Origin of the sequence: Vibrio sinaloensis, from assembly GCF_000808535.1 — a bacterium.
In the GTDB taxonomy this organism is placed as follows: domain Bacteria; phylum Pseudomonadota; class Gammaproteobacteria; order Enterobacterales; family Vibrionaceae; genus Vibrio; species Vibrio sinaloensis_D.
Genome location: NZ_JWLV01000048.1, coordinates 1 through 26,669 on the forward strand (window position 1 = coordinate 1; position 26,669 = coordinate 26,669).

General features: G+C 47.3%; 30 protein-coding genes. 8 read left to right on the forward strand and 22 right to left on the reverse strand.

The genetic code is table 11. The features are described from left to right. From RJ47_RS18805 to mutY, 3 genes are all read right to left on the reverse strand, one after another. On the reverse strand, window positions 1–954 hold a 954-nt coding region (locus tag RJ47_RS18805; RefSeq protein WP_039486188.1), incomplete at its 3' end, for a murein transglycosylase domain-containing protein. A 72-nt stretch (window positions 955–1,026) separates the two neighbouring features. Next, a complete protein-coding gene (locus RJ47_RS18810; RefSeq protein ID WP_008078685.1) occupies window positions 1,027–1,299 on the reverse strand; it encodes an oxidative damage protection protein in 273 nt (90 codons plus the stop codon). Between the two features lie 18 nt (window positions 1,300–1,317). Continuing rightward, on the reverse strand, window positions 1,318–2,373 hold the full coding sequence (mutY, locus tag RJ47_RS18815) for an A/G-specific adenine glycosylase (protein ID WP_039486190.1): 1,056 nt from the start codon (window positions 2,371–2,373) through the stop codon (window positions 1,318–1,320). Window positions 2,374–2,571: 198 nt separating this feature from the next. On the opposite strand from mutY, the gene trmB reads away from it, so the two are divergent. Both trmB and glsB read left to right on the forward strand, forming a co-directional pair. Then, a complete protein-coding gene (gene trmB, locus RJ47_RS18820; protein ID WP_038137857.1) occupies window positions 2,572–3,291 on the forward strand; it encodes a tRNA (guanosine(46)-N7)-methyltransferase TrmB in 720 nt (239 codons plus the stop codon). A 119-nt stretch (window positions 3,292–3,410) separates the two neighbouring features. Continuing rightward, window positions 3,411–4,331 carry a glutaminase B gene (gene glsB, locus RJ47_RS18825; RefSeq protein WP_039486192.1) on the forward strand — a complete coding sequence of 307 codons (921 nt, stop codon included), beginning with the start codon at window positions 3,411–3,413 and terminating at the stop codon, window positions 4,329–4,331. Between the two features lie 61 nt (window positions 4,332–4,392). Here glsB and hemW read toward each other — a convergent pair whose 3' ends face one another. From hemW to RJ47_RS18860, 7 genes are all read right to left on the reverse strand, one after another. Then, window positions 4,393–5,568, reverse strand: a complete 1,176-nt coding sequence (hemW, locus tag RJ47_RS18830) for a radical SAM family heme chaperone HemW (protein ID WP_039486194.1) — start codon at window positions 5,566–5,568, stop codon at window positions 4,393–4,395. Window positions 5,569–5,573: 5 nt separating this feature from the next. Next, window positions 5,574–6,173 (reverse strand): XTP/dITP diphosphatase, encoded by a 600-nt coding sequence (locus RJ47_RS18835; protein WP_038137848.1) that lies wholly within the window; start codon window positions 6,171–6,173, stop codon window positions 5,574–5,576. 103 nt (window positions 6,174–6,276) lie between these two features. After that, entirely contained in the window at window positions 6,277–6,708 is a 432-nt protein-coding gene (locus tag RJ47_RS18840) for a DUF4426 domain-containing protein (protein WP_005475132.1), read from the reverse strand. 31 nt (window positions 6,709–6,739) lie between these two features. Next, a complete protein-coding gene (gene yggU / locus RJ47_RS18845) occupies window positions 6,740–7,030 on the reverse strand; it encodes a DUF167 family protein YggU (protein WP_038214408.1) in 291 nt (96 codons plus the stop codon). Further along, a complete protein-coding gene (locus tag RJ47_RS18850) occupies window positions 7,030–7,587 on the reverse strand; it encodes a YggT family protein (RefSeq protein WP_005475177.1) in 558 nt (185 codons plus the stop codon). The genes yggU and RJ47_RS18850 overlap by 1 nt, the downstream gene beginning before the upstream one ends. A 37-nt stretch (window positions 7,588–7,624) precedes the next feature. Beyond that, window positions 7,625–8,443: a pyrroline-5-carboxylate reductase gene (gene proC, locus RJ47_RS18855; protein ID WP_039486196.1), complete on the reverse strand. Its 819-nt coding sequence runs from the start codon at window positions 8,441–8,443 to the stop codon at window positions 7,625–7,627. Between the two features lie 24 nt (window positions 8,444–8,467). Next, window positions 8,468–9,181, reverse strand: coding sequence for a YggS family pyridoxal phosphate-dependent enzyme (locus RJ47_RS18860; RefSeq protein ID WP_038137838.1), 714 nt, complete (start codon window positions 9,179–9,181; stop codon window positions 8,468–8,470). Between the two features lie 25 nt (window positions 9,182–9,206). Between RJ47_RS18860 and RJ47_RS18865 the strand changes: the two genes are divergently transcribed. Next, window positions 9,207–10,247 (forward strand): type IV pilus twitching motility protein PilT, encoded by a 1,041-nt coding sequence (locus tag RJ47_RS18865; RefSeq protein ID WP_039486198.1) that lies wholly within the window; start codon window positions 9,207–9,209, stop codon window positions 10,245–10,247. An 11-nt stretch (window positions 10,248–10,258) separates the two neighbouring features. Beyond that, the gene (locus RJ47_RS18870) at window positions 10,259–11,365 is read left to right on the forward strand and encodes a PilT/PilU family type 4a pilus ATPase (RefSeq protein WP_038214693.1); all 1,107 of its coding nucleotides are present in this window, start codon (window positions 10,259–10,261) and stop codon (window positions 11,363–11,365) included. 37 nt (window positions 11,366–11,402) lie between these two features. Here the strand turns inward: RJ47_RS18870 and RJ47_RS21350 are convergent, their stop codons facing one another. Genes RJ47_RS21350 through RJ47_RS18880 form a run of 3 tightly spaced genes read right to left on the reverse strand, consistent with a single transcriptional unit; the run spans window position 11,403 to window position 14,314 of the window. Further along, window positions 11,403–11,561 (reverse strand): FeoB-associated Cys-rich membrane protein, encoded by a 159-nt coding sequence (locus RJ47_RS21350; RefSeq protein WP_156143353.1) that lies wholly within the window; start codon window positions 11,559–11,561, stop codon window positions 11,403–11,405. A 1-nt stretch (window position 11,562) separates the two neighbouring features. Then, window positions 11,563–14,064 carry a ferrous iron transport protein B gene (gene feoB / locus RJ47_RS18875; protein WP_039486200.1) on the reverse strand — a complete coding sequence of 834 codons (2,502 nt, stop codon included), beginning with the start codon at window positions 14,062–14,064 and terminating at the stop codon, window positions 11,563–11,565. 10 nt (window positions 14,065–14,074) lie between these two features. Beyond that, a complete protein-coding gene (locus RJ47_RS18880) occupies window positions 14,075–14,314 on the reverse strand; it encodes a FeoA family protein (protein ID WP_039486202.1) in 240 nt (79 codons plus the stop codon). A gap of 213 nt (window positions 14,315–14,527) precedes the next feature. Between RJ47_RS18880 and RJ47_RS18885 the strand changes: the two genes are divergently transcribed. Both RJ47_RS18885 and RJ47_RS18890 read left to right on the forward strand, forming a co-directional pair. Then, window positions 14,528–14,839 (forward strand): hypothetical protein, encoded by a 312-nt coding sequence (locus RJ47_RS18885; RefSeq protein WP_038137830.1) that lies wholly within the window; start codon window positions 14,528–14,530, stop codon window positions 14,837–14,839. A 23-nt stretch (window positions 14,840–14,862) separates the two neighbouring features. Next, entirely contained in the window at window positions 14,863–15,648 is a 786-nt protein-coding gene (locus RJ47_RS18890; protein ID WP_039486204.1) for a DUF4198 domain-containing protein, read from the forward strand. A 70-nt stretch (window positions 15,649–15,718) separates the two neighbouring features. Here the strand turns inward: RJ47_RS18890 and ruvX are convergent, their stop codons facing one another. The 8 genes from ruvX to metK all read right to left on the reverse strand — a co-directional run bounded on the left by ruvX (window position 15,719) and on the right by metK (window position 22,178). Continuing rightward, window positions 15,719–16,144: a Holliday junction resolvase RuvX gene (ruvX, locus tag RJ47_RS18895; RefSeq protein WP_039486206.1), complete on the reverse strand. Its 426-nt coding sequence runs from the start codon at window positions 16,142–16,144 to the stop codon at window positions 15,719–15,721. Between the two features lie 30 nt (window positions 16,145–16,174). After that, window positions 16,175–16,738, reverse strand: a complete 564-nt coding sequence (locus RJ47_RS18900) for a YqgE/AlgH family protein (RefSeq protein WP_038137822.1) — start codon at window positions 16,736–16,738, stop codon at window positions 16,175–16,177. A 47-nt stretch (window positions 16,739–16,785) separates the two neighbouring features. After that, the gene (gene gshB / locus RJ47_RS18905) at window positions 16,786–17,733 is read right to left on the reverse strand and encodes a glutathione synthase (protein WP_039486208.1); all 948 of its coding nucleotides are present in this window, start codon (window positions 17,731–17,733) and stop codon (window positions 16,786–16,788) included. A gap of 13 nt (window positions 17,734–17,746) precedes the next feature. Then, window positions 17,747–18,478: a 16S rRNA (uracil(1498)-N(3))-methyltransferase gene (rsmE, locus tag RJ47_RS18910; protein WP_038191409.1), complete on the reverse strand. Its 732-nt coding sequence runs from the start codon at window positions 18,476–18,478 to the stop codon at window positions 17,747–17,749. A 129-nt stretch (window positions 18,479–18,607) separates the two neighbouring features. Beyond that, complete coding sequence (endA, locus tag RJ47_RS18915) at window positions 18,608–19,309, reverse strand: deoxyribonuclease I (RefSeq protein WP_005475167.1); 702 nt, start codon at window positions 19,307–19,309, stop codon at window positions 18,608–18,610. Window positions 19,310–19,385: 76 nt separating this feature from the next. After that, window positions 19,386–19,883, reverse strand: coding sequence for a SprT family zinc-dependent metalloprotease (locus tag RJ47_RS18920; RefSeq protein ID WP_039486420.1), 498 nt, complete (start codon window positions 19,881–19,883; stop codon window positions 19,386–19,388). A gap of 69 nt (window positions 19,884–19,952) precedes the next feature. Continuing rightward, a complete protein-coding gene (locus tag RJ47_RS18925) occupies window positions 19,953–20,750 on the reverse strand; it encodes a DUF2189 domain-containing protein (RefSeq protein WP_039486210.1) in 798 nt (265 codons plus the stop codon). A gap of 273 nt (window positions 20,751–21,023) precedes the next feature. Then, window positions 21,024–22,178 (reverse strand): methionine adenosyltransferase, encoded by a 1,155-nt coding sequence (metK, locus tag RJ47_RS18930; protein ID WP_005475235.1) that lies wholly within the window; start codon window positions 22,176–22,178, stop codon window positions 21,024–21,026. A gap of 317 nt (window positions 22,179–22,495) precedes the next feature. Between metK and tkt the strand changes: the two genes are divergently transcribed. After that, on the forward strand, window positions 22,496–24,490 hold the full coding sequence (tkt, locus tag RJ47_RS18935; protein ID WP_039486212.1) for a transketolase: 1,995 nt from the start codon (window positions 22,496–22,498) through the stop codon (window positions 24,488–24,490). Window positions 24,491–24,572: 82 nt separating this feature from the next. Here tkt and RJ47_RS18940 read toward each other — a convergent pair whose 3' ends face one another. After that, window positions 24,573–24,809, reverse strand: a complete 237-nt coding sequence (locus tag RJ47_RS18940; protein ID WP_005475244.1) for a hypothetical protein — start codon at window positions 24,807–24,809, stop codon at window positions 24,573–24,575. 327 nt (window positions 24,810–25,136) lie between these two features. Between RJ47_RS18940 and RJ47_RS18945 the strand changes: the two genes are divergently transcribed. Further along, window positions 25,137–26,660 (forward strand): PTS transporter subunit EIIC, encoded by a 1,524-nt coding sequence (locus RJ47_RS18945; protein ID WP_039486214.1) that lies wholly within the window; start codon window positions 25,137–25,139, stop codon window positions 26,658–26,660. Window positions 26,661–26,669: the final 9 nt, after the last annotated feature.

Consider the following 26,669-nt stretch of genomic DNA (forward strand, 5'->3'; position numbering starts at 1 on the left):
CCCCCCGTTGTACGCCGAGATCATGCTGTACTCGAGTGAAAGTGGGTGATTGACGTCTTTCAAATAGCGGTTTTTCAAAATGTAGAAGTAGGCGGTACCAGTATCTATGTTGTTTTCAGGGTTAAATAAATACTCTGGAGTTGGCTCCCCCGACTTTTTCTTTACGAGCTTAAACACATCTTTACCCGCAGTCTTAGGGACAACTTGCATCAAGCCATAGGCATTGGCCCAACTGACCGCGTAAGGGTTAAAGCTGCTCTCAGTTTTAATGATGGCGTAAATTAGATCTTCGGGGATGTCGTACTTACGAGACGCGCGCTGAACAATGTCTGCGTATTTATAGCTGCGGATCTCGAACTGTTCTTCCACCATAGGAATTTCGACATAGTAGGCTTTCTTAAAGTCGACATCTTTGACTTTGAGGTGATTGGCGATCAGATAATCGGCAAATCGATTAGCTCGCCAAGACCACTGAATGGGCTGTTTATCTTGATCAACCACTTGTCGATAAAGAAAGGGCTGACCCTCGAGGGTGATCTCTTTAGAAGAGAACAGATCAACGTTGGCTGGGTCGTCTGGTGTTAGGAGTGTGGTGATGATGGCATTTTTTAAATGCCCTTTTGGGTCGGTCGGAGAGACGGTCTCTACCGTGATCAACCCTTTATCGAAGTTGACCTCTGAGCGGCTCAAATAATTGTCGATGTACTTAACGTAGTTACTTTTGCCCGCAAACTTGATTTCATTCCGTCCCCAGCGTTTTTCAATGTTGCCTGAAAAACTATTGATTAGGGCGTCAAGGGCATCGGTATCTTTTGCGAATTGACCAGGTAGCCCCGCTAGGTTTTTTGCAAAACGGTTGGTCGGTTCGTAATTGACGTCATATATGCTTTCGACAAATTCTCGGCTGCAACCGGTCAAGGTCATGGCCAGAGCAAAGTAGGCTAACTTCTTCATAATTCTCCTAAAAAAAGACATCAATGCAATGCAGTGATGTCTTTTCGTTGATCGTTACGCTTCGGTGAGTTTTTACTCACTCGGTGGCGTGTAACCCTCGATGTGAACCTCTTTGCCTTCAAATAAGAAGCTGACCATCTCTGCTTCAAGCAGTTTACGATGCTCAGGATCCATCATATTCAGTTTCTTTTCATTGATCAGCATGGTCTGTTTGTGTTGCCACTCAGCCCAAGCTTCTTTTGAAATGTTGTCGAAAATACGTTTGCCCAGTTCACCTGGATAAAGTTGAAAGTCTAGACCGTCAGCTTCTTTCTGCAGTCGAGCACAAAATACGGTGCGGCTCATAACGATTCCTTAAATAGATTAATGTTGAAGCTCAAAGGGTAAGCTTTCCAGCAATTGTTTGACTGGTGCAGCTAAACCGATCTCTTCAGGTTGGGATAAGTTATACCAAAGACCTTTGCCTGCTTCCATTGCCACATTAGGTTGGTTTGATAAGTCTACCAAAATTGGGGTGATGTCGAGGTGGTAGTGACTGAAGGTATGACGAAAAGCGATCAGTTGGCTGGTTTGATTGATGCTAGTTTCTAAGACGCCGCGAAGGTCCAACTGATGCTGAATATCGGCGTCACTGTGTTCTGGAAAGCAGAATAGCCCGCCCCAGATACCAGACTGCGGGCGTTGCTCTAGCCAGACTTTGCCATCGAAGTGAAGCATTACAAACCATGCTTCTTTCACAGGCTTCTCTTTTTTCGGCTTTTTACCTGGATAATCAAGCGGATTACCTTGCTGTTTGGCAACGCACATTGATTCGACTGGGCACAAGGTACACTTGGGCTTGCTGCGCGTGCACACCATGGCGCCCATGTCCATCATGGCTTGATTGTATTTATCGACGTCCACATCGGGCGTGTGTGCCTCAGCGTAGTGCCACAATTGATTTTCAACTTTCTTTTGTCCGGGCCAACCTTCTACAGCAAAACTACGTGCTAAGGTTCGCTTAACGTTACCATCTAATATAGCGTGTGGCTGTTTATAGACTGAGGAAAGAATCGCTGCGGCTGTCGAACGCCCAATACCGGGTAGCGCATTCATCTCTTCTATGTTGAGCGGAAACTCTCCTCCATATTGTTCTGCGACCACTTTTGCGGCTTTATGCAGGTTACGAGCACGCGCGTAATAGCCCAGTCCCGTCCAAAGGTGGAGAACTTCATCTTGCTCCGCGTTGGCTAAATCGATAACCGTTGGGAATCGCTCTAGAAAACGTTGGTAATAGGGGATGACGGTAGCAACTTGAGTTTGTTGCAACATGATTTCTGACAGCCAAACGCTATATGCGGTTTTATCTTGCTGCCAAGGTAGGCTTTTACGGCCATAGTTTTCATACCACTCTAGGATGGCACTAGCGAATGGAGTCACGACTTGCTCTGTTTATTTTGTTATCGAATCTGGCAAAATTGCATCATAGTTTGTAGGTAAAGTACAACCGACAAACAGTAAGGGTATACTTTCCAGCAGGGATAAGAGTGGAATTCGCTAAAAAACTTGCACCAGTGGCAATTCTTTGGATAATCACAATCCCTTTGAGTCGAGAGCAAATTTTAAACAGGCAAAATCATGAGTGAAGTGACCACTAACGAGTACAACGAAGACGGTAAACTGATACGCAAAATTCGCAGCTTTGTTCGCCGCGAAGGTCGTTTGACCAAAGGTCAAGAAAACGCGATGAATGAGTGTTGGCCAACCATGGGTATTGATTACCAAGAAAAGCTTCTTGATTGGAAAGAAGTGTTTGGCAACGATAACCCTGTCGTTCTCGAGATTGGTTTTGGCATGGGCGCATCGCTGGTTGAAATGGCGAAGAATGCACCAGAAAAGAACTTTATCGGCATCGAAGTACACAGCCCTGGCGTGGGTGCGTGCTTGTCTGACGCTCGCGAGGCGGGTATTACTAACCTACGCGTTATGTGTCACGATGCGGTTGAAGTTTTTGAGCACATGATCCCTGATAGCAGCCTAGCAACGCTGCAACTCTTCTTCCCTGACCCATGGCACAAGAAGCGCCACCACAAGCGTCGTATCGTTCAGCTCGGCTTCGCTGAAATGGTTCGCCAAAAACTGATTGATGGCGAAGGTGTTTTCCATATGGCGACAGACTGGGAAAACTACGCCGAGCACATGATCGAAGTGATGAATCAAGCGCCTGGTTTTGAGAACATCGCGGAGGATGGTGATTACATTCCTCGCCCTGATGAGCGCCCGCTAACAAAATTTGAAGCGCGCGGTCACCGTTTGGGTCACGGTGTTTGGGATATTAAATACAAGCGCGTAAAATAGCCTCGCGCAGGTTACTCTGCTAACCGCTCAACAAACAACGAGAAAGCCAACATTCCACGATGTTGGCTTTTTTGACCCTACAAGAAAATAATAATAACTAATTGATTTTTAAGGTTGCCATGAAACCGACAAAAGAAATTCTCACTGAAATCCTAGAAGAGGTTCGTCCTCTGATTGGGAAAGGTAAAGTTGCTGATTACATTCCGGCTCTTGCGAAAGTGCCGGCAAACAAACTGGGGATTGCGGTATTTACCAACGATGGTCAAGTGATCAAAGCTGGAGATGCTGATGAGTCTTTTTCCATTCAATCCATCTCTAAAGCGCTTAGTCTAACGCTTGCCATGTGTTTGTATAAACCGGACGAGATTTGGAGTCGAGTCGGTAAAGAACCATCGGGTCAGGCGTTTAACTCTCTGATTCAGCTTGAGATGGAGCAAGGCATTCCACGTAACCCGTTTATTAATGCGGGTGCGATTGTGGTGGCTGACTTGCTCAACAGCCGTTTGTCGGCGCCGCGCCAACGACTGCTTGAATTCGTTCGTCAGCTATCGGGCGATACCCATATTTGTTATGACAAAGTGGTGGCAGCTTCGGAGATGATGCACAGCGATCGCAATGCAGCGATCGCGTATCTGATGCGCTCGTTTGGTAACTTTGAAAACGATGTGATTCCGGTACTGAACAACTATTTCCACGCCTGTGCGCTCAAAATGAGCTGCGTCGATTTAGCAAAGACCTTCAGCTACTTGGCCAACAAAGGGACATCAGTGCAAACGGGTAAGCCAGTGATTACGCCAACTCAAACGAAGCAGCTCAATGCATTACTGGCAACGTGTGGTCTCTATGACGGAGCGGGCGAGTTTGCGTATCGCGTGGGTATGCCGGGTAAATCAGGGGTTGGTGGGGGCATCATTGCAGTAGTTCCCGGAGAAATGACAATTGCGGTTTGGTCGCCTGAACTTGATCCTTCAGGTAACTCATTGGCAGGAACCAAAGCGTTAGAGTTGCTTGCTGAGCGAATCGGTCGTTCGATCTTCTAATCTGACACACCTTATAAACAACGGGTTGAGGTTTGCGCCTCAACCCTTTTTTATATCGGTTTTATTCTTCTGCCATAAAGGCTTCAAGCAGATCGTTTAGGAACAACTTACCTTTCTCTGTGATTTGCCACTGAGTATCGCTCTCGTCGATGTAGCCCATCTCAATCGCCCAGTTCATGGTGGCTTGAATTGCTTCAAAGCCTAAGCCTGTTGTATCAAGAAAGTCTTGCTTAGGGCAGGCTTCAAGAAGTCGAAAGCGGTTCATAAAGAACTCGAAAGGGCGATCGTCTGCTGCAACTTCCTCTTCGCTGTTCAAGTACGGTTTGACCATATTGTCGTACGCGGCGAGGTAGCCTTTAGGGTGCTTAATTTTGGTGGTGCGAACAATGCGTCCATCACGAAAACTGATCTTACCGTGAGCGCCACAGCCTATGCCAAGGTAATCACCAAAGCGCCAGTAGTTGAGGTTGTGTTGGCATTGGAATCCTGGCTTGCTGTAACCGGAGATTTCGTATTGAACGTAGCCTGCGTCAGCGAGCTTTTTATGCCCAAGTTCGAAGATATCCCACAGGTCATCGTCGTCAGGTAGCGTTGGCTGTTTGTAGTAGAACAGAGTATTGGGCTCAATGGTCAGCTGATACCAAGATAGATGCGGAGGATCAAGCGCGATCGCTTTCTCAAGGTCAGCAAGAGCTTGATCGACAGATTGATCCGGTAAGCCGTGCATAAGATCGAGGTTAAAGCTGTTTAAGCCAATCTGATGAGCAAGCTTGGCGGCGTTAACGGCTTCATCTTGACCGTGAATACGCCCAAGCCGTTCTAACTTTTGTTGCTCGAAGCTCTGCACGCCTACCGAAATTCGAGTGACTCCTGCTTTTTGGTAACCAGCAAAACGTTCTGCCTCAATGGTGCCTGGGTTGGCTTCCATAGTGATCTCAATATCGGGCTTAAATGGCAGTCTTGCCTCAATGCCAGAGAGCAGATCGGCAATGCCTTGTGCTGAGATTAAACTTGGCGTACCGCCGCCAATAAATATGGAATGCAGTAGACGTGGGTTGCTCTCTAGTTGATAGCGTTCAATATCGGCCTCTAAATCTTGAAGCAGAGCGGCAATGTATTCCTTCTCGGGAATCTCTGCCTTTTGAGCATGCGAGTTAAAGTCGCAATATGGGCATTTTTGTACACACCATGGGATGTGTACATAAAGGCTTAACGCTGGTGGAATTAGTTGGCTCATTACGATTACAAAGGTTGCTCAGAAAGCGTTGCAAACAGTGTTTTGAGCGCTTTACCACGATGAGAAAGTTGCTTCTTGCGTGCTGGCTCTAGCTCAGCTGAAGCGCAGTTATCTTCAGGGACAAAGAAGATTGGGTCGTAACCAAAGCCGTTATCTCCGTGAGCTTCCGTCAGAATGCGGCCTTCCCATTTGCCGTGACAAACGATCGGTGTTGGATCGTTTTCATGGCGCATAAGCACCAGTACACAGTGGAAACGTGCAGTGCGTTCTGCTTCCGGTACGTCTTTCATTGCTTCAAGTAGCTTTTCTAAATTCTGTTGGTCAGTCGCACCAACACCTGCATAACGGGCAGAATAGATACCTGGTGCGCCTTTAAGGGCATCCACTTCAAGGCCAGAGTCATCCGCAATCGCGGCAAGGCCAGTTTCTTTTGCTGCGTGGCGCGCTTTGATGATGGCATTTTCGATAAAGGTTGTGCCAGTCTCGGCGACTTCCGATACATTGAACTCGCTTTGAGCAACAACATTGAAGCCGAAGTCAGACAGTAGGTCAGCCATTTCACGAACTTTGCCTTGGTTGCCAGTTGCTAGCACTATCTTTTTCATGGTGGTCTCTTTCGTTTTTATAAGTGGGGAGAGTGACGCCTCTTCCCGTTAAATAGGTTTCGGTCTTAGGGTGTCCAAAAGCATTTAGATCATCACAGCCTAATTACTCTTCGACATAAAATTTTTGGGTGAACTTTAATGTGCCCGTGCCTTTATTGCCAGCATTAACATCAATGGTGAAGGTTAAGTTCTCTTCGTCGCTGATGGGAAACTCTGCTAAGTAATAAATGGCGTTCGCCTCTTTGACTTCACGGAAGGTCAGCTGACGAGTTTGACCAAGCAGGTTTTTCGCCGAGCCACTGATTTTCGCTGTAATAGCAGGCTTACCTGGTTGGTAGTTGTCGAGCACACTGATGTTGAGAAGCGCGGAGTAGCCATTGCGTTTTAGCTTATAGCTGCGCGCGACTTGCGGTGTCAAAAAAGTAGAGTTAAAGGCAGAGTAGTGTACTTCCACCTCTTTAATGGTTTTAAACTGACCTGCCCATGTCGGTAGGGCAAGCAAGCTTGCACACAGTAGGGTAATCCATTTTTTCATAGCTGCTTCTTCCTTTGTAAACAAAAAGCCATCATAAGATGGCTTTAATTTCTGCGGGGATTTGAGTGGGCGAGTTTACTCTGAGCTGTTTGTGCCGGCCGAGTTCGCCTTTTTCTATCTTGATGAATCCCTTCGCGACTTTAAATTGTTTTGCGAGGTATTTGCTCAAATGCGCATTGGCCTTGCCATCTACGGGTGGGGCAGTAATGGCGACTTTCAGTTCGTCGCCATGTAACCCGACTAACTTGTCTCTACTCGCTTTTGGTTGAATATAGAGGCGAAGAACTAAATCTTCGCCATCAAACCAAGCAACGTTAGACATTATAGTTGGAACCAGATTGGACCGATCAAATCGCCCATTAGGAAGTTAGCGAATTGAAGAGCGATGAACAGCACCAGCACGCTGAGGTCGAAACCACCCATCGCCGGAATAATGCGACGAATTGGTGCCAGCATAGGTTCAGTGAGCTGGTGGAACACGTACTCAATCGGGCTGCGACCTTGACTCACCCAGCTTAAGATGGCGCGGATCAATAGCACCCAGAACAACAGACTGCCGGCCGCTTTTAGAAGTGACAAGAAGCCCAAGAATAGAAAATCTGCACTGAATGATACTGAGCCGTTGGATGCAATAAGAATCAGCGCGACAAACTTGAGTACACACAATACGTAGGCAAACAAGACGGTTGCCATATCCAAGCTACCGATAGATGGAATGACTCGGCGTAGTGGGCCAATCACAGGTTGAGTGGCTTTGACGATAAACTGCGAAAACGGATTGTAGAAATCGGCACGGGCGGCTTGCAGCCAAATGCGTAAGATCACCACCATGATGTACAAATCAAATAGGGTGGAAATCAGAAAACTCATCGAATTCATAGGTGACCCTTAGTTAGTGAGCCTGAGGCTCAAATAGTTAAAATAGTGCTTCCATCTCTTTAGCGCGCGCGACCGCCGCTTGCATGGCTTTGGCTACTATATCTGAAAGTTGGTGTTCATTGAATGTGCGCAGCGCCTCTGCGGTTGTTCCACCTTTAGAGGTGACATTCTCTCTTAGTGTGGACAGCTCGGTTTCTGGGTTGTTCACCACCATACTGGCCGCGCCAAGTGCTGATTGTTGAACCAACAAACGCGCGGTGTCTTTATCAAAGCCTTGCGCGATGGCCTCGGCTTGCATCGCTTCCATAAACAGGAAGAAATAGGCTGGCGCACTGCCTGCGGCGGCAATGATGTTGTTGATACCAGATTCTTGCTCAACCCAGCAGACCTTTCCACATGATTCCATGAGCTGAGCTGCAAAGGCTTTGTCTTGCTCAGAAACATGCGCTGGTGCAAACAAGCCGCTCATGCCCAAGCCTAACTGCGAAGGTGTATTAGGCATCACTCGAACCAAGTTGAGCTCACTGTTTAGCATTTCATTAAAGCGCGCACTTTGAATACCCGCGGCAATCGAGATAACCAATTTGCCTGACCAATCTAGCTGCCGAAGAGGCTTGCATACCTCCTCCATCATTTGTGGCTTCACAGACAACACAATCACATCGGCTTCCTGTACGGCGTCGCTATTGTTATTCGTGGTATTGATACCAAACTCTCGCTCTAGCGGTAGGCGCCTTGTTTCTGAAGGTGCAGTCGCCGTAATCAAAGATGAAGGATACCCACCTGCAATTAATCCAGAAACAATGGCTTTGACCATGTTGCCCGCGCCAATGAAGGCAATTTTCTTGTGTTCCATTGGTTATCTTGTCCTTCTGTTTGTTTATGACTTGCTGTAGTCACGTGCGCCGAAAATGGCGGTCCCGATACGAACCATAGTGCTTCCCGCTTCGATGGCCGCGTCCATATCGCCGCTCATTCCCATCGATAGGGTATCAAGCTGCTCATCTGGAAAACGCTTTGCCAACGCATCTTTTAACTCGGCCAATTGCTTAAATGCGGACAGCTGTGATGCGTAGTCAGACACGTTGGCAGGAATTGACATCAATCCTCTTAACGTGAGGTTGGGCAGCGAAGAAATCAACTCTGCCAGAGCAAAGATTTCATTTTCATTCAGGCCAGATTTTGATGCTTCACCACTGGTGTTGACTTGCATTAGGACTTGAAGCGGAGGCATGCCTGCTGGACGTTGGTCATTGAGGCGCTGAGCTATCTTGGCGCGGTCAACCGTATGTACCCAAGCAAAGTTCTCTGCCACGTGACGAGACTTGTTGGATTGGATCGGACCAATGAAATGCCACTCAAGCGCAAGTTCTGGATGGTGTTCGTTAAAATATGCTACTTTATCGGCCCCTTCTTGCACGTAGTTTTCACCAAATGCAACTTGGCCTGCGTGGGCAGCTTCGAGAATTGCGTCTACAGGTTTCGTTTTACTCACCGCCAGAAGTTGCACTGACTCTCGAGGTCGTCCACACTTTTGTTGTGCGCTCTCAATCTGTGAGGTGATCTGTTCAATATTTTGTTGAATACTGTTCATAGCCGATTTTACTTAAGGAAAATAAATGGATATCGCTGAATTACTAGATTTTAGTGTAAAGCATAATGCATCAGATCTACATCTTTCTGCGGGTGTTTCACCCATGGTACGTATAGATGGAGAAGTAAGAAAGCTTGGTGTTCCTGCTTTTAGTCATTCTGATGTGCACCGTTTGATTTTTGAGATCATGAACGATGCTCAGCGAAGTGAGTTTGAAGAGCGGCTTGAAGTCGATTTTTCATTTGAGTTACCCAACGTCGGTCGATTCCGTGTCAATGCGTTCAACCAGTCTCGCGGTAGCTCTGCGGTGTTTCGTACCATTCCAACCGATATTCCAACCTTAGAGCAATTGGAAGCGCCGCAAATTTTCGAAAAGATCGCCAATATGGAGAAGGGCTTGGTCTTGGTTACTGGACCAACTGGCTCGGGTAAGTCGACAACGCTTGCTGCCATGGTAGATCACATTAACCGCCACCAGAATAAACACATCCTTACCATCGAAGATCCTATCGAATTTGTTCACACCAACAACAAGTGCCTGATAAACCAACGCGAAGTGCACCGTGATACCCACAGCTTTAGTAATGCGCTGCGTAGTGCGTTGCGTGAAGATCCCGATGTCATTTTGGTGGGTGAGCTGCGTGACCAAGAGACGATCAGCTTGGCGCTGACGGCGGCGGAAACAGGCCATTTAGTGTTTGGTACGCTGCATACCAGTAGTGCCGCTAAGACCATTGACCGTATTATCGATGTTTTTCCTGGTAGAGATAAAGACATGGTGCGCTCCATGTTGTCGGAGTCACTGCGTGCTGTTATCGCGCAGAAACTGCTGAAACGGATTGGGGGAGGGCGCACCGCCTGCCATGAGATCATGATGGCGACCCCAGCGATTCGAAACTTGGTTCGTGAAGACAAAGTGGCACAGATGTATTCAGTGATCCAAACAGGTGCAGCGCACGGCATGCAGACTATGGAGCAGCACGCCAAGCAGTTGATTGCTCAAGGTCAGGTGGATCCTGATGAAGTGGCGAAGAAGATCGAAACTGAATCCAATAGTTTGTTCTGATGGGTGAGAATATGGATATTAATGCTTACCTTCAGGGAATGAACAACCAAAAGTCGTCGGATCTATACATTACCGTAGGCGCTCCGATCCTTTATCGAGTAGACGGGGAACTGCGTGCGCATGGTGAGAAGCTGTCACTGAATGATGTGGATATGCTACTCAGAAGTATGATGGATCAAGATCGGCAGCGAGAATTCCATTCAAGCAAAGAGGCGAACTTTGCGATTGTACGAGACTTTGGGCGTTATCGGGTTTCGGCGTTCTATCAACGAGAATTGCCCGGCGCGGTGATCCGCCGCATTGAAACTACGATTCCTAGCTTTGCAGATTTGCGCTTGCCTGATGTGCTGCAAGATCTGTCGATCGCCAAGCGAGGGCTCGTGTTGGTCGTCGGTGCTACAGGGTCGGGGAAATCCACCACCATGGCCGCAATGACTGGCTATCGAAATACCCACCGAACTGGTCATATTCTTACCGTGGAAGATCCGATCGAGTTTGTGCATGAGCATAAGCGTTGCATTGTTACCCAGCGTGAGGTGGGGCTAGATACCGAAAGCTATGAAGTCGCGCTTAAAAACTCGCTGCGCCAAGCGCCGGATATGATATTAATTGGTGAAATTCGTTCTCGTGAAACCATGGAATACGCGATGACGTTTGCTGAAACAGGTCACCTGTGTATGGCGACGCTCCACGCGAACAACGCAAACCAAGCGCTTGAGCGTATCTTGCATTTGGTGCCTAAAGAGCAAAAAGAGCAGTTCTTGTTTGATTTGTCGATGAACCTACGCGGAGTGATAGGCCAACAGTTGATTCGTGATAAGAATGGCCAAGGGCGTCACGGTGTATTTGAAATACTGCTTAATAGCCCACGCGTGTCAGACCTGATTCGCCGAGGTGAACTGCATGAGTTGAAATCGACCATGGCCAAGTCAAAAGAGATAGGCATGCAGACCTTTGACCAAGCTTTATATCAGTTAGTTATCGATGGAAAAATCAATGAAAAAGATGCCTTGCACAGTGCGGACTCCGCCAATGACTTACGCATTATGCTGAAGACAAGGCGAGGTGACGGATTCGCTGGTGGCTCTTTGAGTAATGTGAAAATTGATATGGATTGAACCATGCCCTGCTATTCTGCAGGGCATTTTTTACTGGCTAGATTTTCTCTTTCGATTTATCTGAGCAGCAGCCACCACAACCATTGCCACAACTGGCTTTTTTTCTCACCAAGCGAACGTAAAGGTAGACAATGGCGATTGCTACAACCGCGACTAACCCAAATGTATCCAAGACGGTATAGTTTTGTTCGAACATGCTATTTCTCAACAACTTTTATAGGAATAGGTTGCCCCTGTTTTTTCTGCTGCTTTCTATCGTGTAGACCGACCAGCAGCAGAGCGGCTAAGGCTGAAAAGTAGGTGAGTGACATCACTTGGATTCCACTTAGAGCAAAGCGGGTACCGATCGTATAAACAAGCGTTGCGACGGTAAAACCGAGCAAGGTAGGCAATACGATGGAGAGGAGCATCCATTTATACTCTCCCGTCTGCACTTTTATCATCATCACGGTGGCGAGACAGGGTGGGTACAAAATGAAGAACAAGATCAGCGCAACAGCAGCGACTTCGCCGTGACCGGCAAGTTCATCTGATTGGGCCATCCGCTGCTCCAGTTTTTGGTTATTGTCCTCTTCGGGTTGAAATAGCACGCCGAGTGTCGCCACACTGCTTTCGCGAGCGGCAAACGAAGAAAATAGCGCAACGTTGATCTTCCAATCAAACCCTGCATATTGGGTGACCGGTTCCAAAGCTCGGCCAAAACTACCTAACAGTGAAGCTTCAAGGCGCCTCTCTTTCATTTCTCGGCGAATTTTCTTTCTTTCCGAAGCCAGCTTTCTTAATGCTTTGTTGAGTTTAGCGGCATCTTTTCCTCCCTTTCTCGCAGTAATGGCGAAGTAAAGTTCATTGCGAGATTGGAAAGCGGTGTTCACTGATTGAGATGCGTCAGCGCCTTTCGCATTCAGTTTTGCTGCGCGGTAATCCGTATAGAAGTTTACGAGGTCTGTTAACGACTGTTCATCAAATGAGTCGGCATACTGAGTTTTTTTCGCTGCTTTTTGAAAGCGAGCGACGGCTTTTTCCGCTCGGGCTTGGAACGCTTGCTGCTCTTGCTCTGGAACGCCGGGAAATTGCAACAAGACGAAAATGACCGTAGAGACCGCAAGCACAATGGTGCCCACTTTGCGTACGTACATCCAGGTTCTCTCTAGAGAACGAGTCACCACACTGCGTGCCGTTGGCAGGTTGTAGCGCGGCAGTTCCATGACAAAGGGGGCTTGCTCGGTACGGCGCAAGACAGATTGGGTTAACAGCTTTGCCACAAGTAGCGCTGCGATGATTGAAATTGTCGAAATGTAAAATGTCATCAAAGACTTGTCTTCAACAAAGAAAATACCCAGAAGCAGGGTGTACAGAGGGACTTTCGCTAAACAGTTCATATACGGCACCGTTAGGATCGTCGCAATGCGAGCGCGATTGTCTGGAATCCCTTTGGTTGCCATGACGCCCGGTACGGCGCATCCCCCGGCAAAGACGCCTGCGAGAATCATCGGCAATGTACTTTGTCCATGTAAGCCAAAGCGATTGAGTACCCGATCTGAAATAAATGCGATCCTTGCCATGTAGCCTGAATCTTCAATGATCGCGATAAGCGCAAACAGAATCAGAAAAATGGGGATATAGTTGAGTAGCGTGTTGGCTGAGTCGACAATCCATAGGCCGAGCGATCGAACGTAAGGATCGTGGAGAAAACCCGCGTCGGGTAAGACCCCGGCAATGAGCTCTCTAAGCCCAGCGAGATAAGGCCACCAGTAGTTGGTTAGCTCGTATCCATAGACAATGGAGCTTTGATAGATGACAAATACGGTCGCGATAAGAAACAGCGGCGCGCCAAATTTATTGAGGACAACCTTGTCAATTTTGTCGCTCACAGAGAGTTTTTCGATTTGGTGGCAAGATTGACTGCTGCACGCTTCAACAAGCATCGAGACACGCAGATGTCGCTGCTCAACAATGTAATCACTGACTGTGCTGCTTAACCTTGTTTCAATGCCGTTTAAATAGAGCTGGACTTTGGCACTCAACTGCTGAGCTTGCTGGTCAGACAGCAACTCACCTAGCCATTCATCGATATGACTATCGCGTTCTAACAGTCGCAGTGCAAGCCAACGGAACGAGTAGCTTTGCGGGGCAATCGCGCTATCGAGCCACTCGGTGAGTGAAGAAAGCTCGGGCTCTAATTGCGGATAATCGATTGGCGCTTGCTGCTTTTTGGCATTGAGCAGAGCAGCGTTGATCTGATCTTCACCTTTTCCTTTCCTACCAATACATTCTGCGACAGGCACACCGACTTGTTGACTCAACGCACTCGAGTCGATAGCGATACCCTCTGACTGAGCAACGTCCATCATGTTAAGTACCAAGGCGATTGGCAGACCCATTTCAATCAGTTGCAGTGTGAGGTGCAAAGAGCGGTTGAGGTTGGCGGCATCGACTACGTTGAGCACCACGTCAGCCGACTCTTGCCTAAGGGCATCGCGAGCCACCCTTTCTTCTAGTGAGTAGCAGCTCAAACTGTATGTACCGGGTAAATCGATGAGTTGGTAGGCGTCGCCGGCTACCGAGAAATAGCCTGTTTTTTTGTCTACAGTAACGCCTGGGTAGTTAGCAACATGCTGTCTTGCGCCTGTCAGCATATTAAAAATCGTCGACTTGCCCGCGTTTTGTTGGCCTGCCAGTAGTACTTTTTTCCGTTGCATAACGATTTCCTTACGACAACGTTGCGAGTTGCACGACAACGGTCTCGGCTTCTGTTTTTCTGATCACGACGCTGGTTGCGCCCACTCTAAACTCGAAAGGATCACGCAGCGGCGCTTTGCGAATCAGCTTGATTTGAGACTGTGGAATGAGCCCTAAATCAAGCAGGCGTTGGCGAACGGCTCCGTTCGATTGATGAGAAACAATCGTTGCGCTTTGTCCAATGGATAGCTGGCTTAAGGTAGTTTGCATGTAATAACAGTGAGTAGTTTTTCCTTTCGAGATTGTAAACAATGCGCCGAAAATTAATTAAACAATAACCATTGTATAAATGATTTATATCAATGAAGATGTATTTAATAATCATTCTCACTTTCATTTGTTGGGTTCAGTCGTTAATCTCTCGGCATAAAATTGGGATTCATTCTCAATATCTTTTTAAAAATGCTAGAAATGGACGAAAGAATGAAACAAAAAACTCTGCTCTTACTAATGAGTGCAGTGCTTCCTAGTGCAGCACTGGCTCACACCCCGTTATTTTCATGTTATGACTTCGGCGACAATACCATTTTGTGTGAAGGTGGCTTTTCCGATGGCTCTTCAGCATCCGGCGTAGAAGTGTTGGTGATTGACGGCTCGGGCAAGACGTTAATTACCAGTGAAATTAACGAAGATGGTGAAATTGAATTTGAGAAACCTGCAGGTGAGTACAAAGTTCAGTTCAATGCTGGGCCGGGACATTCCATAGAAGTTGATGGCAAGAATATTGTTGAATAACCAAAGAAATTTAGGATGAAAAAATGAAAAAGTTATCTCTAGCGGTTGGTGTGGCTGCACTCTCTTTGTCTGCCGCTTCTCAGGCTCACTTCCTATTAATGCATACGCCAACTTCTCAGCTTGACGCTCCAACGACCGTGGACATGAAGGTTGTGTTTGGTCACCCGATGGACAACGGCCATGTGATGGACATTGAAAAGCCAGAAGCCCTAACGGTTACATTCAAAGGCAAGAAAACAGATCTGCTGGAAACGTTGCAACCTATTGAGTGGACCGGCCCGGACAACAAGGCGAAGGCGTTTGAGTTAGAGTACAAAATCCGTCGCAACGGTGATTACATTTTTGCCGCAACACCAGCGCCTTATTATGAAGGCGGTGAGGACATCTACATTCAACAAATCACCAAGCGTTACATCAATAAAGGTGGACTGCCAACTGGGTGGGAGAAGCCACTGGGTTTGAAGACGGAAATTGTGCCGAAGAACAAGCCTTATCAAGTGCTTGCTGGTAGTACATTCACTGGCCAGCTTCTCTCTGAAGGCAAGCCAGCGGCAGGTGTTGAGTGTGAGATTGAATTCCTAAACACGGACATTGATAGTAAAGCGAATGCTTTTGGTAAAGGTACGCATCGCAGCACTCCTGCGTCTGCGATTGTTGCCATCACGGATGACAATGGCATGTTTACTTTCGGTGTGCCAACAGCAGGCAAGTGGGGATTTGCGTGCCTAGGGTCAGGTCCTGATAAAGAGTTTAAAGGCAAAGAGCTGTCGCAAGACGCTGTGCTTTGGATTGAAGCGCAAGACTTATAAACGCTATTCGATCAAAAAAGCTGGCGCTTAATCGCCAGCTTTTTTCGTTTAGTTTCTGCGATGGGAAGGCTTATTCACCCCATTGCGCTTCAAACCAACTTTCCAGAATCACAACGGCGGATTGGCAATCGACATTACCCTTGCTTAGCGCTTTGTATCCTCCCATGTTGAAGAGGTCTGCTCGCGCTTCGGTGGTTGAGAGTCTTTCATCATGCAACTCGACAGGTAAGCCATAGCGACCGTGCAGTCGGTTGGCAAACTTTTTCGCCCGAGGTGTGATGGTTTCTAAGTCGCGACCATGGAGGTCGGTCGGTAAACCAACAACCAATAAATCGGGTTGCCACTCTTTGATTAATTTTTCGATGTCATCCCAATTGGGGATTCCGTCATTGGCTTTAAATGCACGAAGAGGAGAGGCGGTACCCGTGACCTCTTGACCAATTGCACTGCCAATGCTTTTGGTACCGAAGTCAAAGGACATGATGGTTTTAGACATGAGAATCCTGTTTTTAGTCTTTATGGTCGATTACGCGTGGCCAATCTCACTTGAGAGCTGAGCAACGTTAATACCCAACATTTGCACGGCTTTTTGCCAGCGCTCAGCAATGGGCGTGTTAAAAATGACGTCTGGGTCCGCTTCGATGGTCAGCCATGAGTTGTCTGAGAGTTCACTTTCGAGCTGGCCAGGCTCCCAGCCGGAATAGCCCAATGCCACCAAGTACTCGTTTGGTTCCGCTTCGGTGCCTAGCACGGTGAGAATATCTCGCGAGGTGGTGACAGAAATACTGTCCGTCATCTGAATACTCGATTCATACTCATCTTTGGGTTGGTGCAAGATGAAGCCTCGATCGCTTGAGACCGGGCCACCTTTTAAGACAGGCTTGTCGAGGCTGTCGGTGAACAGCTGCGGATGAACCGATTGGACATCCACTTGTTTGAGCATTTTGCCGACGGTGACGTCGATTGGAGCATTAATCATTAGACCCATGGCGCCCTCATCATTGTGTTCGCACACGTAGATGACGCTGCGCTCAAAGTAGGGATCTTTCATCCCGGGCATCGCCACTAAAAAATGGTTAGTTAAATTCATAGACACTCCAACAGATTATTAGGGGCAGAGGTTCCACCCCCTTGTTATTATTTGTTGATGCGGCGTTCAATCGCATCCATAAGCTTGCCTGTGATCGAAACATCAAATGCAGCCTCGATTTCACGAATGCACGTTGGGCTTGTTACATTAATTTCAGTTAGCTTGTCGCCGATGACATCCAAACCAACAAAAATCAGTCCTTTTTCCTTAAGTGTAGGCGCTACAGCTTCAGCGATCTTTTTATCTGTTTCACTTAATGGTCTTGCTTCACCAGTCCCTCCAGCAGCTAGGTTGCCGCGGGTTTCACCTTTAGCTGGAATACGGGCTAAGCAGTAACCAATCGGCTCACCATCGACCACTAGGATGCGCTTGTCACCATTGCTGATGTCTGGGACGAAGGTTTGCGCCATTGCGTAGTTTTGACCGTGGTTGGTCAGGGTTTCAATGATCACCGACACGTTTGGATCACCCTCTTTCACGCGGAAGATAGATGCGCCACCCATGCCATCAAGTGGCTTAAGGATCACATCTCCATGCTTTTCACGGAACTGTTTAATCTTCTCGGCTTTGCGCGTTACGATGGTGGTCGGGGTAAGTTCTGGGAACCAAGCAGTGAACAGCTTCTCGTTGCAATCACGTAGGCTTTGCGGCTTGTTTACAATCAGAGTGCCTTGCTCTTCAGCGCGCTCTAGGATGTAAGTCGCGTAGATGTATTCGGTATCAAACGGAGGATCCTTACGCATCAGAACGGCATCAAGCTCAGACAGTTCAATGGTTTGCTCCGATTTAAACTCATACCAACCCGTTGGATCTTCTTTTAGCTCGACGACCTTGGTATCTGCAATGGCGACACCTTGGTCTAGGTGAAGGTCACCCATCTCCATGTAATGGATTTCGTAGCCGCGGCGCTGCGCTTCAAGCATCATGGCAAAGCTAGAGTCTTTTTTGATGTTAATGGACGAGATAGGGTCCATTACGATACCTAATTTGATCATTGTTGTTCTCCGTTTAACCAAGATCGCCGAAACGAACTTGCAAGGCTGTAATTGCAGTGAGAGCCGCTGTTTCCGTGCGCAGTACGCGTGGGCCAAGCAGTGTCTCTTCAAATTTATACTCTTCTGTCATGCCGATTTCTTCCGCTGACAAGCCACCTTCTGGACCAATCAATAGACGAACCTTCTCTACCGGTGTTGGCAGGGTATTGATAGAGTATTTTGCACGTGGATGAAGGTTGAGCTTTAAGCCGTCATAGTCTTCGGCGCACCACTCTTCAAGCTGCATGATTGGGCGGATTTCTGGAACGGTATTACGACCACATTGCTCACAGGCACTGATAGCGATTTTCTGCCATTGCGCGAGCTTCTTTTCGAAGCGCTTTTGATCCAGTTTCACACCACAGCGCTCTGAAATCAGAGGAGTAATGGTATTTACACCAAGCTCAACCGATTTTTGGATGGTGAACTCCATCTTGTCACCACGTGAGATAACCTGACCTAGGTGCAAATCAAGCGGTGATTCCGCGCTGCGTTCAATGCGTTCGGTGACATCCACTTCGACGTGTTTTTTTGTCACACTTGAAATGGTTGCTGGAAATTCAGCACCACTGCCATCAAACAGCAGGACATCTTGCCCCTCTTTCATTCGCAATACACGGCCAATGTGGCCGGCAGCGTCGTCACTCAACATGAGAGTGCCTAGCTGTGAGATGGTTTCTGGATGATAGATTCGTGGGATTCGCATTGGTTTCGATTTCCAGCAAGAGATTTAGAGATAACCTCTAACATGGATGCTTTTAAGGGAAAAAACAAGGGGCGCAAAGCGTTTCCAGCTAAGAACTGGAAACTCTTTGTTGGTTGAAGGATAGATAACTTAAAGGGCTTGGCACGCTTGATAAACAAACGGGTTGTGATTGCCCTGAATTTTGAAAATTCGCTCTTCTCGCTCACATTCCCATGAATCAACCGGAAACTGCTTGTTCCATGCATTCATCAGTTGGGTTTGCTGTTTAGATAGCCTAAATCCATACTCTTTGCTCATATAAAGGTACGTACGCGCGATAGAGCCTTTTGCTCGATCGGGTGGCATCACTTTGCGCTGCTTAAAGTTGACCTGCATTTCACAGCGGCCATAGCTGACGCCGTCGACGCCATTCCACTGGCTAAAGTTATAGTTGGAACGATCGCCATTCACTTCACCGATCGCAGGAGTCAGGTTGTGAAGATCGGCTTCCATCATGCGGAAGGTTTTATCTTTCTTCGCGCAGTTTTTGCGTCCGCCCTCTTGCCAACATTGACGCTGGTGGCCAAATTGCCACGCAGGGACCACATGTTCCCATTCGATACGTGACGCGCGTTTGAGCTGTTTTCGAACTTGGTAGCCACAAGATTCTAAGTCGGGGATACCTTTTCTTCCTTGCCACTGAATATCACAACCACAATAAAAACTGGTTGGGTGATCGGCGTATATTTTGACCGCCTCTTTCTTTGCTTTCGAGAAAGAAGAAGGTGGAGCGGCGACGGCCACGGATGACAGGAGCGCAATGGTGAATGCAAGCAAGCGTTGTGTTTTCATATCTTGGTATTAGAAAAGTATGAGTGCTTACAGTCTAGCACGCATTGCTGGCTTGTATTACTGAGAAAACAATTAACTAGGAGAGTTGTTTACCACTGAAAGCGAGTGTTTGTTGGCACTGCTGACAGCGGTAACTGGCTTGCTTTCGCTGTACTTTATTGTGTCGGCGAATCGACAAAGGGTAGGTGGTACAGGCACAAAGGTATTCAAAGGTCTTCCCTTGTACTGAAGTGATTTCAAAGCTGTGCGTCGTTCTTGCAGGGACTTTAAATACAGCTTCCATCACCCCTTGCCACTCTTTACCGTGTGGTCTTACTCGGCCATAGACTTGGAAGGTCACAAGGTGGGCGACTTCATGGGGAATCACCTCGTTAAAGAAGGCCTGTTGGTTCTCTTTAAATAGAGTTGGGTTGAGGCGGATTTCATTGAGTTGTAGATAAGCTTTACCGGCAGCTTTACCACGTAGCTTGTAGTTGAGTGAAGGTTGTGGGAATTGACGTTTGAAGGCGTTTTGCGCTTGGACTAGACACTCTGCGATGACTTTGTGCGCACGATAATCGAGTTCTAAATACACATCTACTCCTAAAACAACGCCCCAACCAAAAGGGTTGGGGCGCATCATAGATCGAAACGGCTCATCTTGTTAAGGGTGATGTTTCTTCTTAATGGTTTCGTGGTATGCGTGCCAAGTGCCGTAGCCCAGTATTGGCATTGTGAACAACATGCCAATTCCGTAAGTGGCGAAGCCCACCAAGATACCGCCACAAATTAAACCAGCCCACACAATCATGGCCGGAATGTTGGATTTAACGGCATTGAAGCTGGTAAATACCGCGGTCATCATATCGACGCGACGTTCCATCATCAGCGGAATTGAAAATGCGGAGATGCTGAACACAACACAAGCGAGGATAAAGCCAACTAGCGAGCCTATCACGAGGAAAGGCATAAATTCGGTGAGCGGAGCACCTTGCACGGAAGGGTATAAGGCGTGAAGCAACGCAGCGATGCGCATCCAGAAAATCATACATACTGCCAGCAAGACCGCGAATGCCCATTGAGAGGTCGAATTGCGTCCGATCGCTTTCATTGAGTGAAGCAGGCTAGCGCTGTGTCCTTTCTCTCTTTCCCAACTCGCATCGTATAGACCGAGAGCGAGGAAAGGGCCGATTAGCATGTAAACAACGAGGCTAGGCATTACCACGAGGTGAGTTCCTTGCCATTGAACGAGCAATACAATACCAATCGCGGCGGCCATAAAGCATAAACCGTAGAATGCGCTGATAAGAGGCATTCTGATAAAGTCGTGTAAGCCCAACGAGAGCCAATGAAATGGCGCTGAAACGCTTACCTGATTACACGGAATAGTACGAGCGTATTCCGAGTCCGGGACTTCTTTCTGCTTATCTTTGAAGTCGTGTGGGTTCACCGTACGAGGCATACATCCTCCTTGATCGATTCTCTACGTAGACTAAATTCGTTGGCAAATTTAGCGTTTGAAACTCGATGCCCGGCTTGGCGACGTCTGGAATATAAGCGGCGCATCAGTTAACGCTAACGAGGTTTCAATCGCTGAAACTGCTCGTTAACATATTTTTAACTATTGACCCCATGGCAAAAAAATACAACTTTGAGTGGCAAATTAATCCTTAAAGAAAAAGGGCTTTTGGTTTCCCAAAAGCCCTTTTAAATTCGATTATGTCTTATGTTCTAATTACTTAAGACCTGCGAAGTCGGCAAGAATTGCTGCTTTGTCAGTCGCTTCCCATGGGAACTCTTCACGACCGAAGTGACCGTAAGCTGCTGTCTTCTTGTAGATAGGCTGAAGTAGGTTAAGCATCTCTTGTAGGCCGTACGGACGTAGGTCGAAGTTCTGGCGAACAGCTTCCACGATAATGTCGTGAGAGACTTTCTCTGTGCCGAACGTTTCAACCATGATAGACGTTGGATCCGCAACACCGATTGCGTAAGAAAGTTGGATCTCACAACGGTCAGCCATGCCAGCCGCAACGATGTTTTTCGCTACGTAACGGGCTGCGTATGCTGCAGAGCGGTCTACTTTTGATGGATCTTTACCAGAGAACGCACCGCCACCGTGACGCGCTGCACCGCCGTAAGTATCCACGATGATCTTACGACCAGTTAGACCACAGTCACCCATTGGACCGCCGATTACGAAACGACCTGTTGGGTTGATGAAGAAGTTTGTCTCTTTGTTGATCCACTCTGAAGGTAGTACTGGCTTGATGATCTCTTCCATTACCGCTTCACGTAGGTCAGGAGTTGATACTGAGTCACAGTGCTGAGTTGAAAGAACAACCGCATCGATACCTACAATCTTACCTTGATCGTATTGGAACGTTACCTGAGATTTCGCATCTGGACGTAGGAAGTTTAGTTTGCCGCTCTTACGTACTTCCGCTTGTTTTTCAACTAAGCGGTGTGCGTAAGTGATAGGTGCTGGCATTAGGATTTCAGTTTCGTTGGTTGCGTAACCAAACATAATGCCTTGGTCGCCTGCGCCTTGCTCTTTAGGATCGGCTTTATCAACACCTTGGTTGATGTCAGGTGACTGCTTACCAATCGTGTTCAGAACCGCACAAGAATCCGCATCAAAGCCCATGTCTGAATGCACGTAGCCAATTTCACGCACGGTTTGACGCGTTAGCTCTTCGATATCTACCCATGCTGAAGTAGTGATCTCACCACCAACCATGACCATACCGGTTTTAACGTAAGTTTCACACGCGACACGTGCTTTTGGGTCTTGTTCTAGAATTGCATCAAGAACAGCATCAGAAATTTGGTCTGCAATTTTATCTGGATGACCTTCTGATACCGACTCAGAAGTGAATAGGTGCTTAGCCATGTTAGCTCCACTATATCTGGTTAATGTTGGAGGTTTGGTAACACTCCAGCATTCAATAATACTAATAATTGTAGGTGTATCTACATCTAGACGTCTATTCTAGTTTTGAATGCTCAAATTACAAGCTCTTTTTTATTATTAGATAAAACCAAACGTTTGCCTTAAATTGGCTTCAAATGAGTAACTTCGAGCGATTTGCTGCGAAAGGTCGGAAATTTGTGAACAAATGGCTTGGAAAACGTTTGCACAGCTAGATTCGCTTTGAGAGAATTATCGCCCACATTTATATGATTCGCTTAATGCACTCAGGAGCTGACATGTCTTCTCGTCAACATCTCGCTAATGCTATCCGCGCTCTAAGCATGGATGGTGTACAACAGGCTAACTCTGGCCACCCAGGCGCCCCTATGGGTATGGCTGATATCGCTGAAGTTCTTTGGCGCTCTCACCTAAACCACAACCCAGCTAACCCAGAGTGGGCTGACCGCGACCGTTTTGTTCTGTCTAACGGTCACGGCTCTATGCTGATTTACTCTTTACTGCACCTTGCTGGTTACGAGCTATCGATTGACGATCTGAAAAACTTCCGTCAGCTACACTCTAAGACCCCAGGCCACCCAGAATACGGTTACGCACCAGGTGTTGAAACAACAACAGGTCCTCTAGGGCAAGGTATCACTAACGCTGTGGGTATGGCGCTAGCTGAGAAGACGTTGGCAGCACAGTTCAACAAAGAAGGCTTTGATATCGTTGACCACTTCACTTATGCATTCATGGGTGACGGCTGTCTGATGGAAGGTATCTCTCACGAAGCATGCTCTCTAGCAGGTACACTAGGTCTTGGTAAGCTGATTGCGTTCTGGGATGACAACGGCATCTCTATTGATGGTCACGTTGAAGGCTGGTTCTCTGATGATACACCTAAGCGTTTTGAAGCGTACGGCTGGCACGTAATTCCAGCAGTAGATGGTCACGATCCAGAAGCGATCAACGCATCTATCATCGCCGCTAAAGCGGATCCTCGTCCAACTCTGATTTGTACTAAAACAGTGATCGGTTTTGGTTCGCCTAACAAGTCTGGTTCTCACGACTGTCACGGTGCACCACTAGGCGCAGAAGAAATTGCAGCGACTCGCAAGCAACTGGGTTGGGAGCACGGTCCATTTGAAATTCCTGCTGATGTTTATGCTCAGTGGGATGCAAAACAAGCGGGTGCTGAAAAAGAAGCAGCATGGAATGCTAAGTTCGATGCTTATGCCGCGGCATACCCTGCAGAAGCCGCTGAGCTTAAGCGTCGCCTAAACGGTGAACTTCCAGCACAGTGGGAAGAGAAAGCAAACGCAATCATTGCTGACCTTCAAGCGAACCCAGCAAACATTGCATCACGTAAAGCATCTCAAAACGCGCTAGAAGCGTTTGGTGCTATGCTACCAGAATTCCTAGGCGGCTCTGCTGACCTTGCACCATCTAACCTAACCATGTGGTCTGGCTCTAAGTCTGTTTCTGCTGACGATGCATCGGGTAACTACATTCACTATGGTGTCCGTGAATTCGGTATGACAGCAATCATGAACGGTATCGCTCTGCACGGTGGTTTTGTACCATACGGCGCGACTTTCCTAATGTTCATGGAATACGCACGTAACGCGATGCGCATGGCGGCTCTGATGAAAGTTCAGAACATCCAAGTGTACACTCACGATTCTATCGGTCTTGGCGAAGATGGCCCAACTCACCAACCTGTTGAGCAAATGGCATCGCTACGTCTAACTCCAAACATGAGCACATGGCGTCCATGTGACCAAGTAGAGTCTGCAGTCGCTTGGAAACTGGCTATCGAGCGTAAAGACGGTCCAACGTCGCTAATCTTCTCGCGTCAAAACCTTGCGCAGCAAGAGCGTGACGCAGAGCAACTAGCGAACATTGCTAAAGGTGCTTACATCCTGAAAGATTGTGCTGGCAAGCCAGAGCTAATCCTTATCGCGACAGGTTCAGAAGTTGAGCTAGCAGTAGAAGCAGCAGCACAGCTAACAGCTGAAGGTAAGCAAGTACGCGTTGTTTCAATGCCATCTACAGATGCTTTCGACAAACAAGACGTAGCTTACCGTGAAGCAGTACTGCCATCAGACGTAACGGCACGTATCGCTATCGAAGCAGGTATCGCTGACTTCTGGTACAAGTACGTTGGCTTCGGCGGCAAGATCATCGGTATGACAACGTTCGGTGAATCTGCTCCAGCAGGCGAACTGTTCAAGATGTTCGGTTTCACCACTGAAAACGTTGTGAACACAGCGAAAGAACTACTTTCTTAATTTAGTTCGTATCAACGAAAAAGAGAAAACCGAGCCATTTGGCTCGGTTTTTTTATGCGTTCAAGTTAAGTCTGCGCAGCAGTTACTCAAACTCTTTACCCCAGTTATCTTTCTCTTTATGGCCACACACTTTACATGTGACGTATCTGTCCATGTCATAGTAATGACCACCATTGATAAAGGTATGAGCCATCAATTTGATTCGACCTAAAAGAGAAGTGTCCGTGTCGTAGCTGCTGTTTTTTCTGACAAGCACTTCACTATGGGGCGTTTCTTGTTCGCATTGTTTACAAAAGTGAGTGGCTGGGTATCCAGACATAGTCATTTCCTTTGGTTGATAAAACTAGAATAGAAACAGCCAATAGAAAAACGACATACTCCGCCTCACTATGCATAAGAAAAATGTATCAATCAAGTTGAATAAACTCACATTGCTGTCTAGGTAACTTCTCCTTGGTTTTTGTCTAAGGATGGACTGCAATCGGCCGTCTGTGATTAATCAGTCATTCCGTTTAGCCAAGTATTTGTTAGCCATGACAAGAAGATTGTAAGGGATGAGTTACAAACTGCTTTCTATTTGTAACCTTAGGCTTCGTCGTTGTTGGTAGTGTTCTTTGGTAATCCATCGATACTAAAGGACTGTATTATGCTAGATAGTTTAAAAACAGGCTTATCTAAGCTTTCCTTGATAGGGAAGGCATTGATGCTGCCTATATCCATCTTACCAGCAGCAGGTCTACTGCTCGCCTTTGGCGCTAAGCTCGATATCCCGCTTATGATGCGTGCTGGGGGCGTTATATTTGATAACTTAGCCTTGCTGTTTGCCGTCGGGGCTGCCGTTGGTTTGACTAAGGAATCTGGGATCGCCGCCTTAGCTGCGATTGTTGCGATGGTTGTCATGAATGCAACCATGGGGGTCGCGTTAGGTATTACGCCTGAGATGGCGATAGGCGGTGGTCGTTATGCGATGGTGATGGGCATTCCGTCATTGCAAACGGGTGTCTTTGGTGGACTCATCGCTGGTATTCTCGCTGCCGTTATGTACCAACGTTTTTATGATACTAAGCTGCCTGACTTCCTTGGCTTCTTTGCCGGTAAACGTTTTGTCCCTATTGTTACTGCATTTTCTGCGTTTCTCATCGGGTTAGTATTGCCTTATATTTGGTCATATATTCAGTCAGGGATTGATGCGCTGTCGCACATGGCGAATGGCGGCAACATGTATGTCTCAACGTTCATCTACGGATTTATGGAACGTGCTTTAATTCCAGTTGGTCTCCATCATATCTTTTATAGCCCTTATTGGTTCTCTTTTGGTGAGTACACCACCGCCGCTGGAACTATTGTAAACGGCGATCATACGATTTGGTTTAAAATGCTCGAAGATGGCGTCAAAACATTCTCAACCAGCGAATACCAAGAAGCAGGTAAATTCCTATCGGGCAACTTTGCAATTTACATGTTCGCTTTCCCTGCGGCGTGTTTAGCGATGTATCACGAAGCGAATGACAAAAACAAAAAAATAGCAGCGGGTATTTTGGGTTCAGCTGCACTTACCTCTTTTGTTACCGGTATTACAGAGCCAGTGGAATTCGCGTTTATCTTTGTCGCGCCTGTACTTTATGTGTTCTCTGCAATTATGGCTGGGGTGTCTTATGCGGTGACGTATGCGCTGGATGTTCACATAGGTAAAACCTTCTCTGCAGGTATCATTGATTTTGTTTCATTTGGGGTTCTTCCAGCGATGGATGGCTTTAAAACAAACTGGTTCAATGTGATTCTTTGGGGCTCAGCGATGGCTGCGATTTACTACACGGTTTTCCGCTTTGCAATTCGACAACTCAACTTGAAAACGGTTGGGCGTGAGGATACGCAAAGTAAGGCTATCACCTTAGAAAATGAAGAGCTAGCGAGTGAAATTACAACCTTGATTGGTGGTGCGGCGAACATTACTTCGATAGGGGCATGTATTACCAGGTTGCGCCTACAGATTAAAGATCAGTCACTTGTGAATGAGGAGGGAATCAAAGACCTCGGCGCGATGGGAGTCATAAAAGTAGGCTCAAGTGGCTTGCAAATCATTCTAGGAGCGAGAGCTCAATTTGTGGCTGAAATTATGAGTGATAGCCTCAGCGATACTTCGGCTTCACTGTCAGTAAGCCCTAGCTAATCATCTACA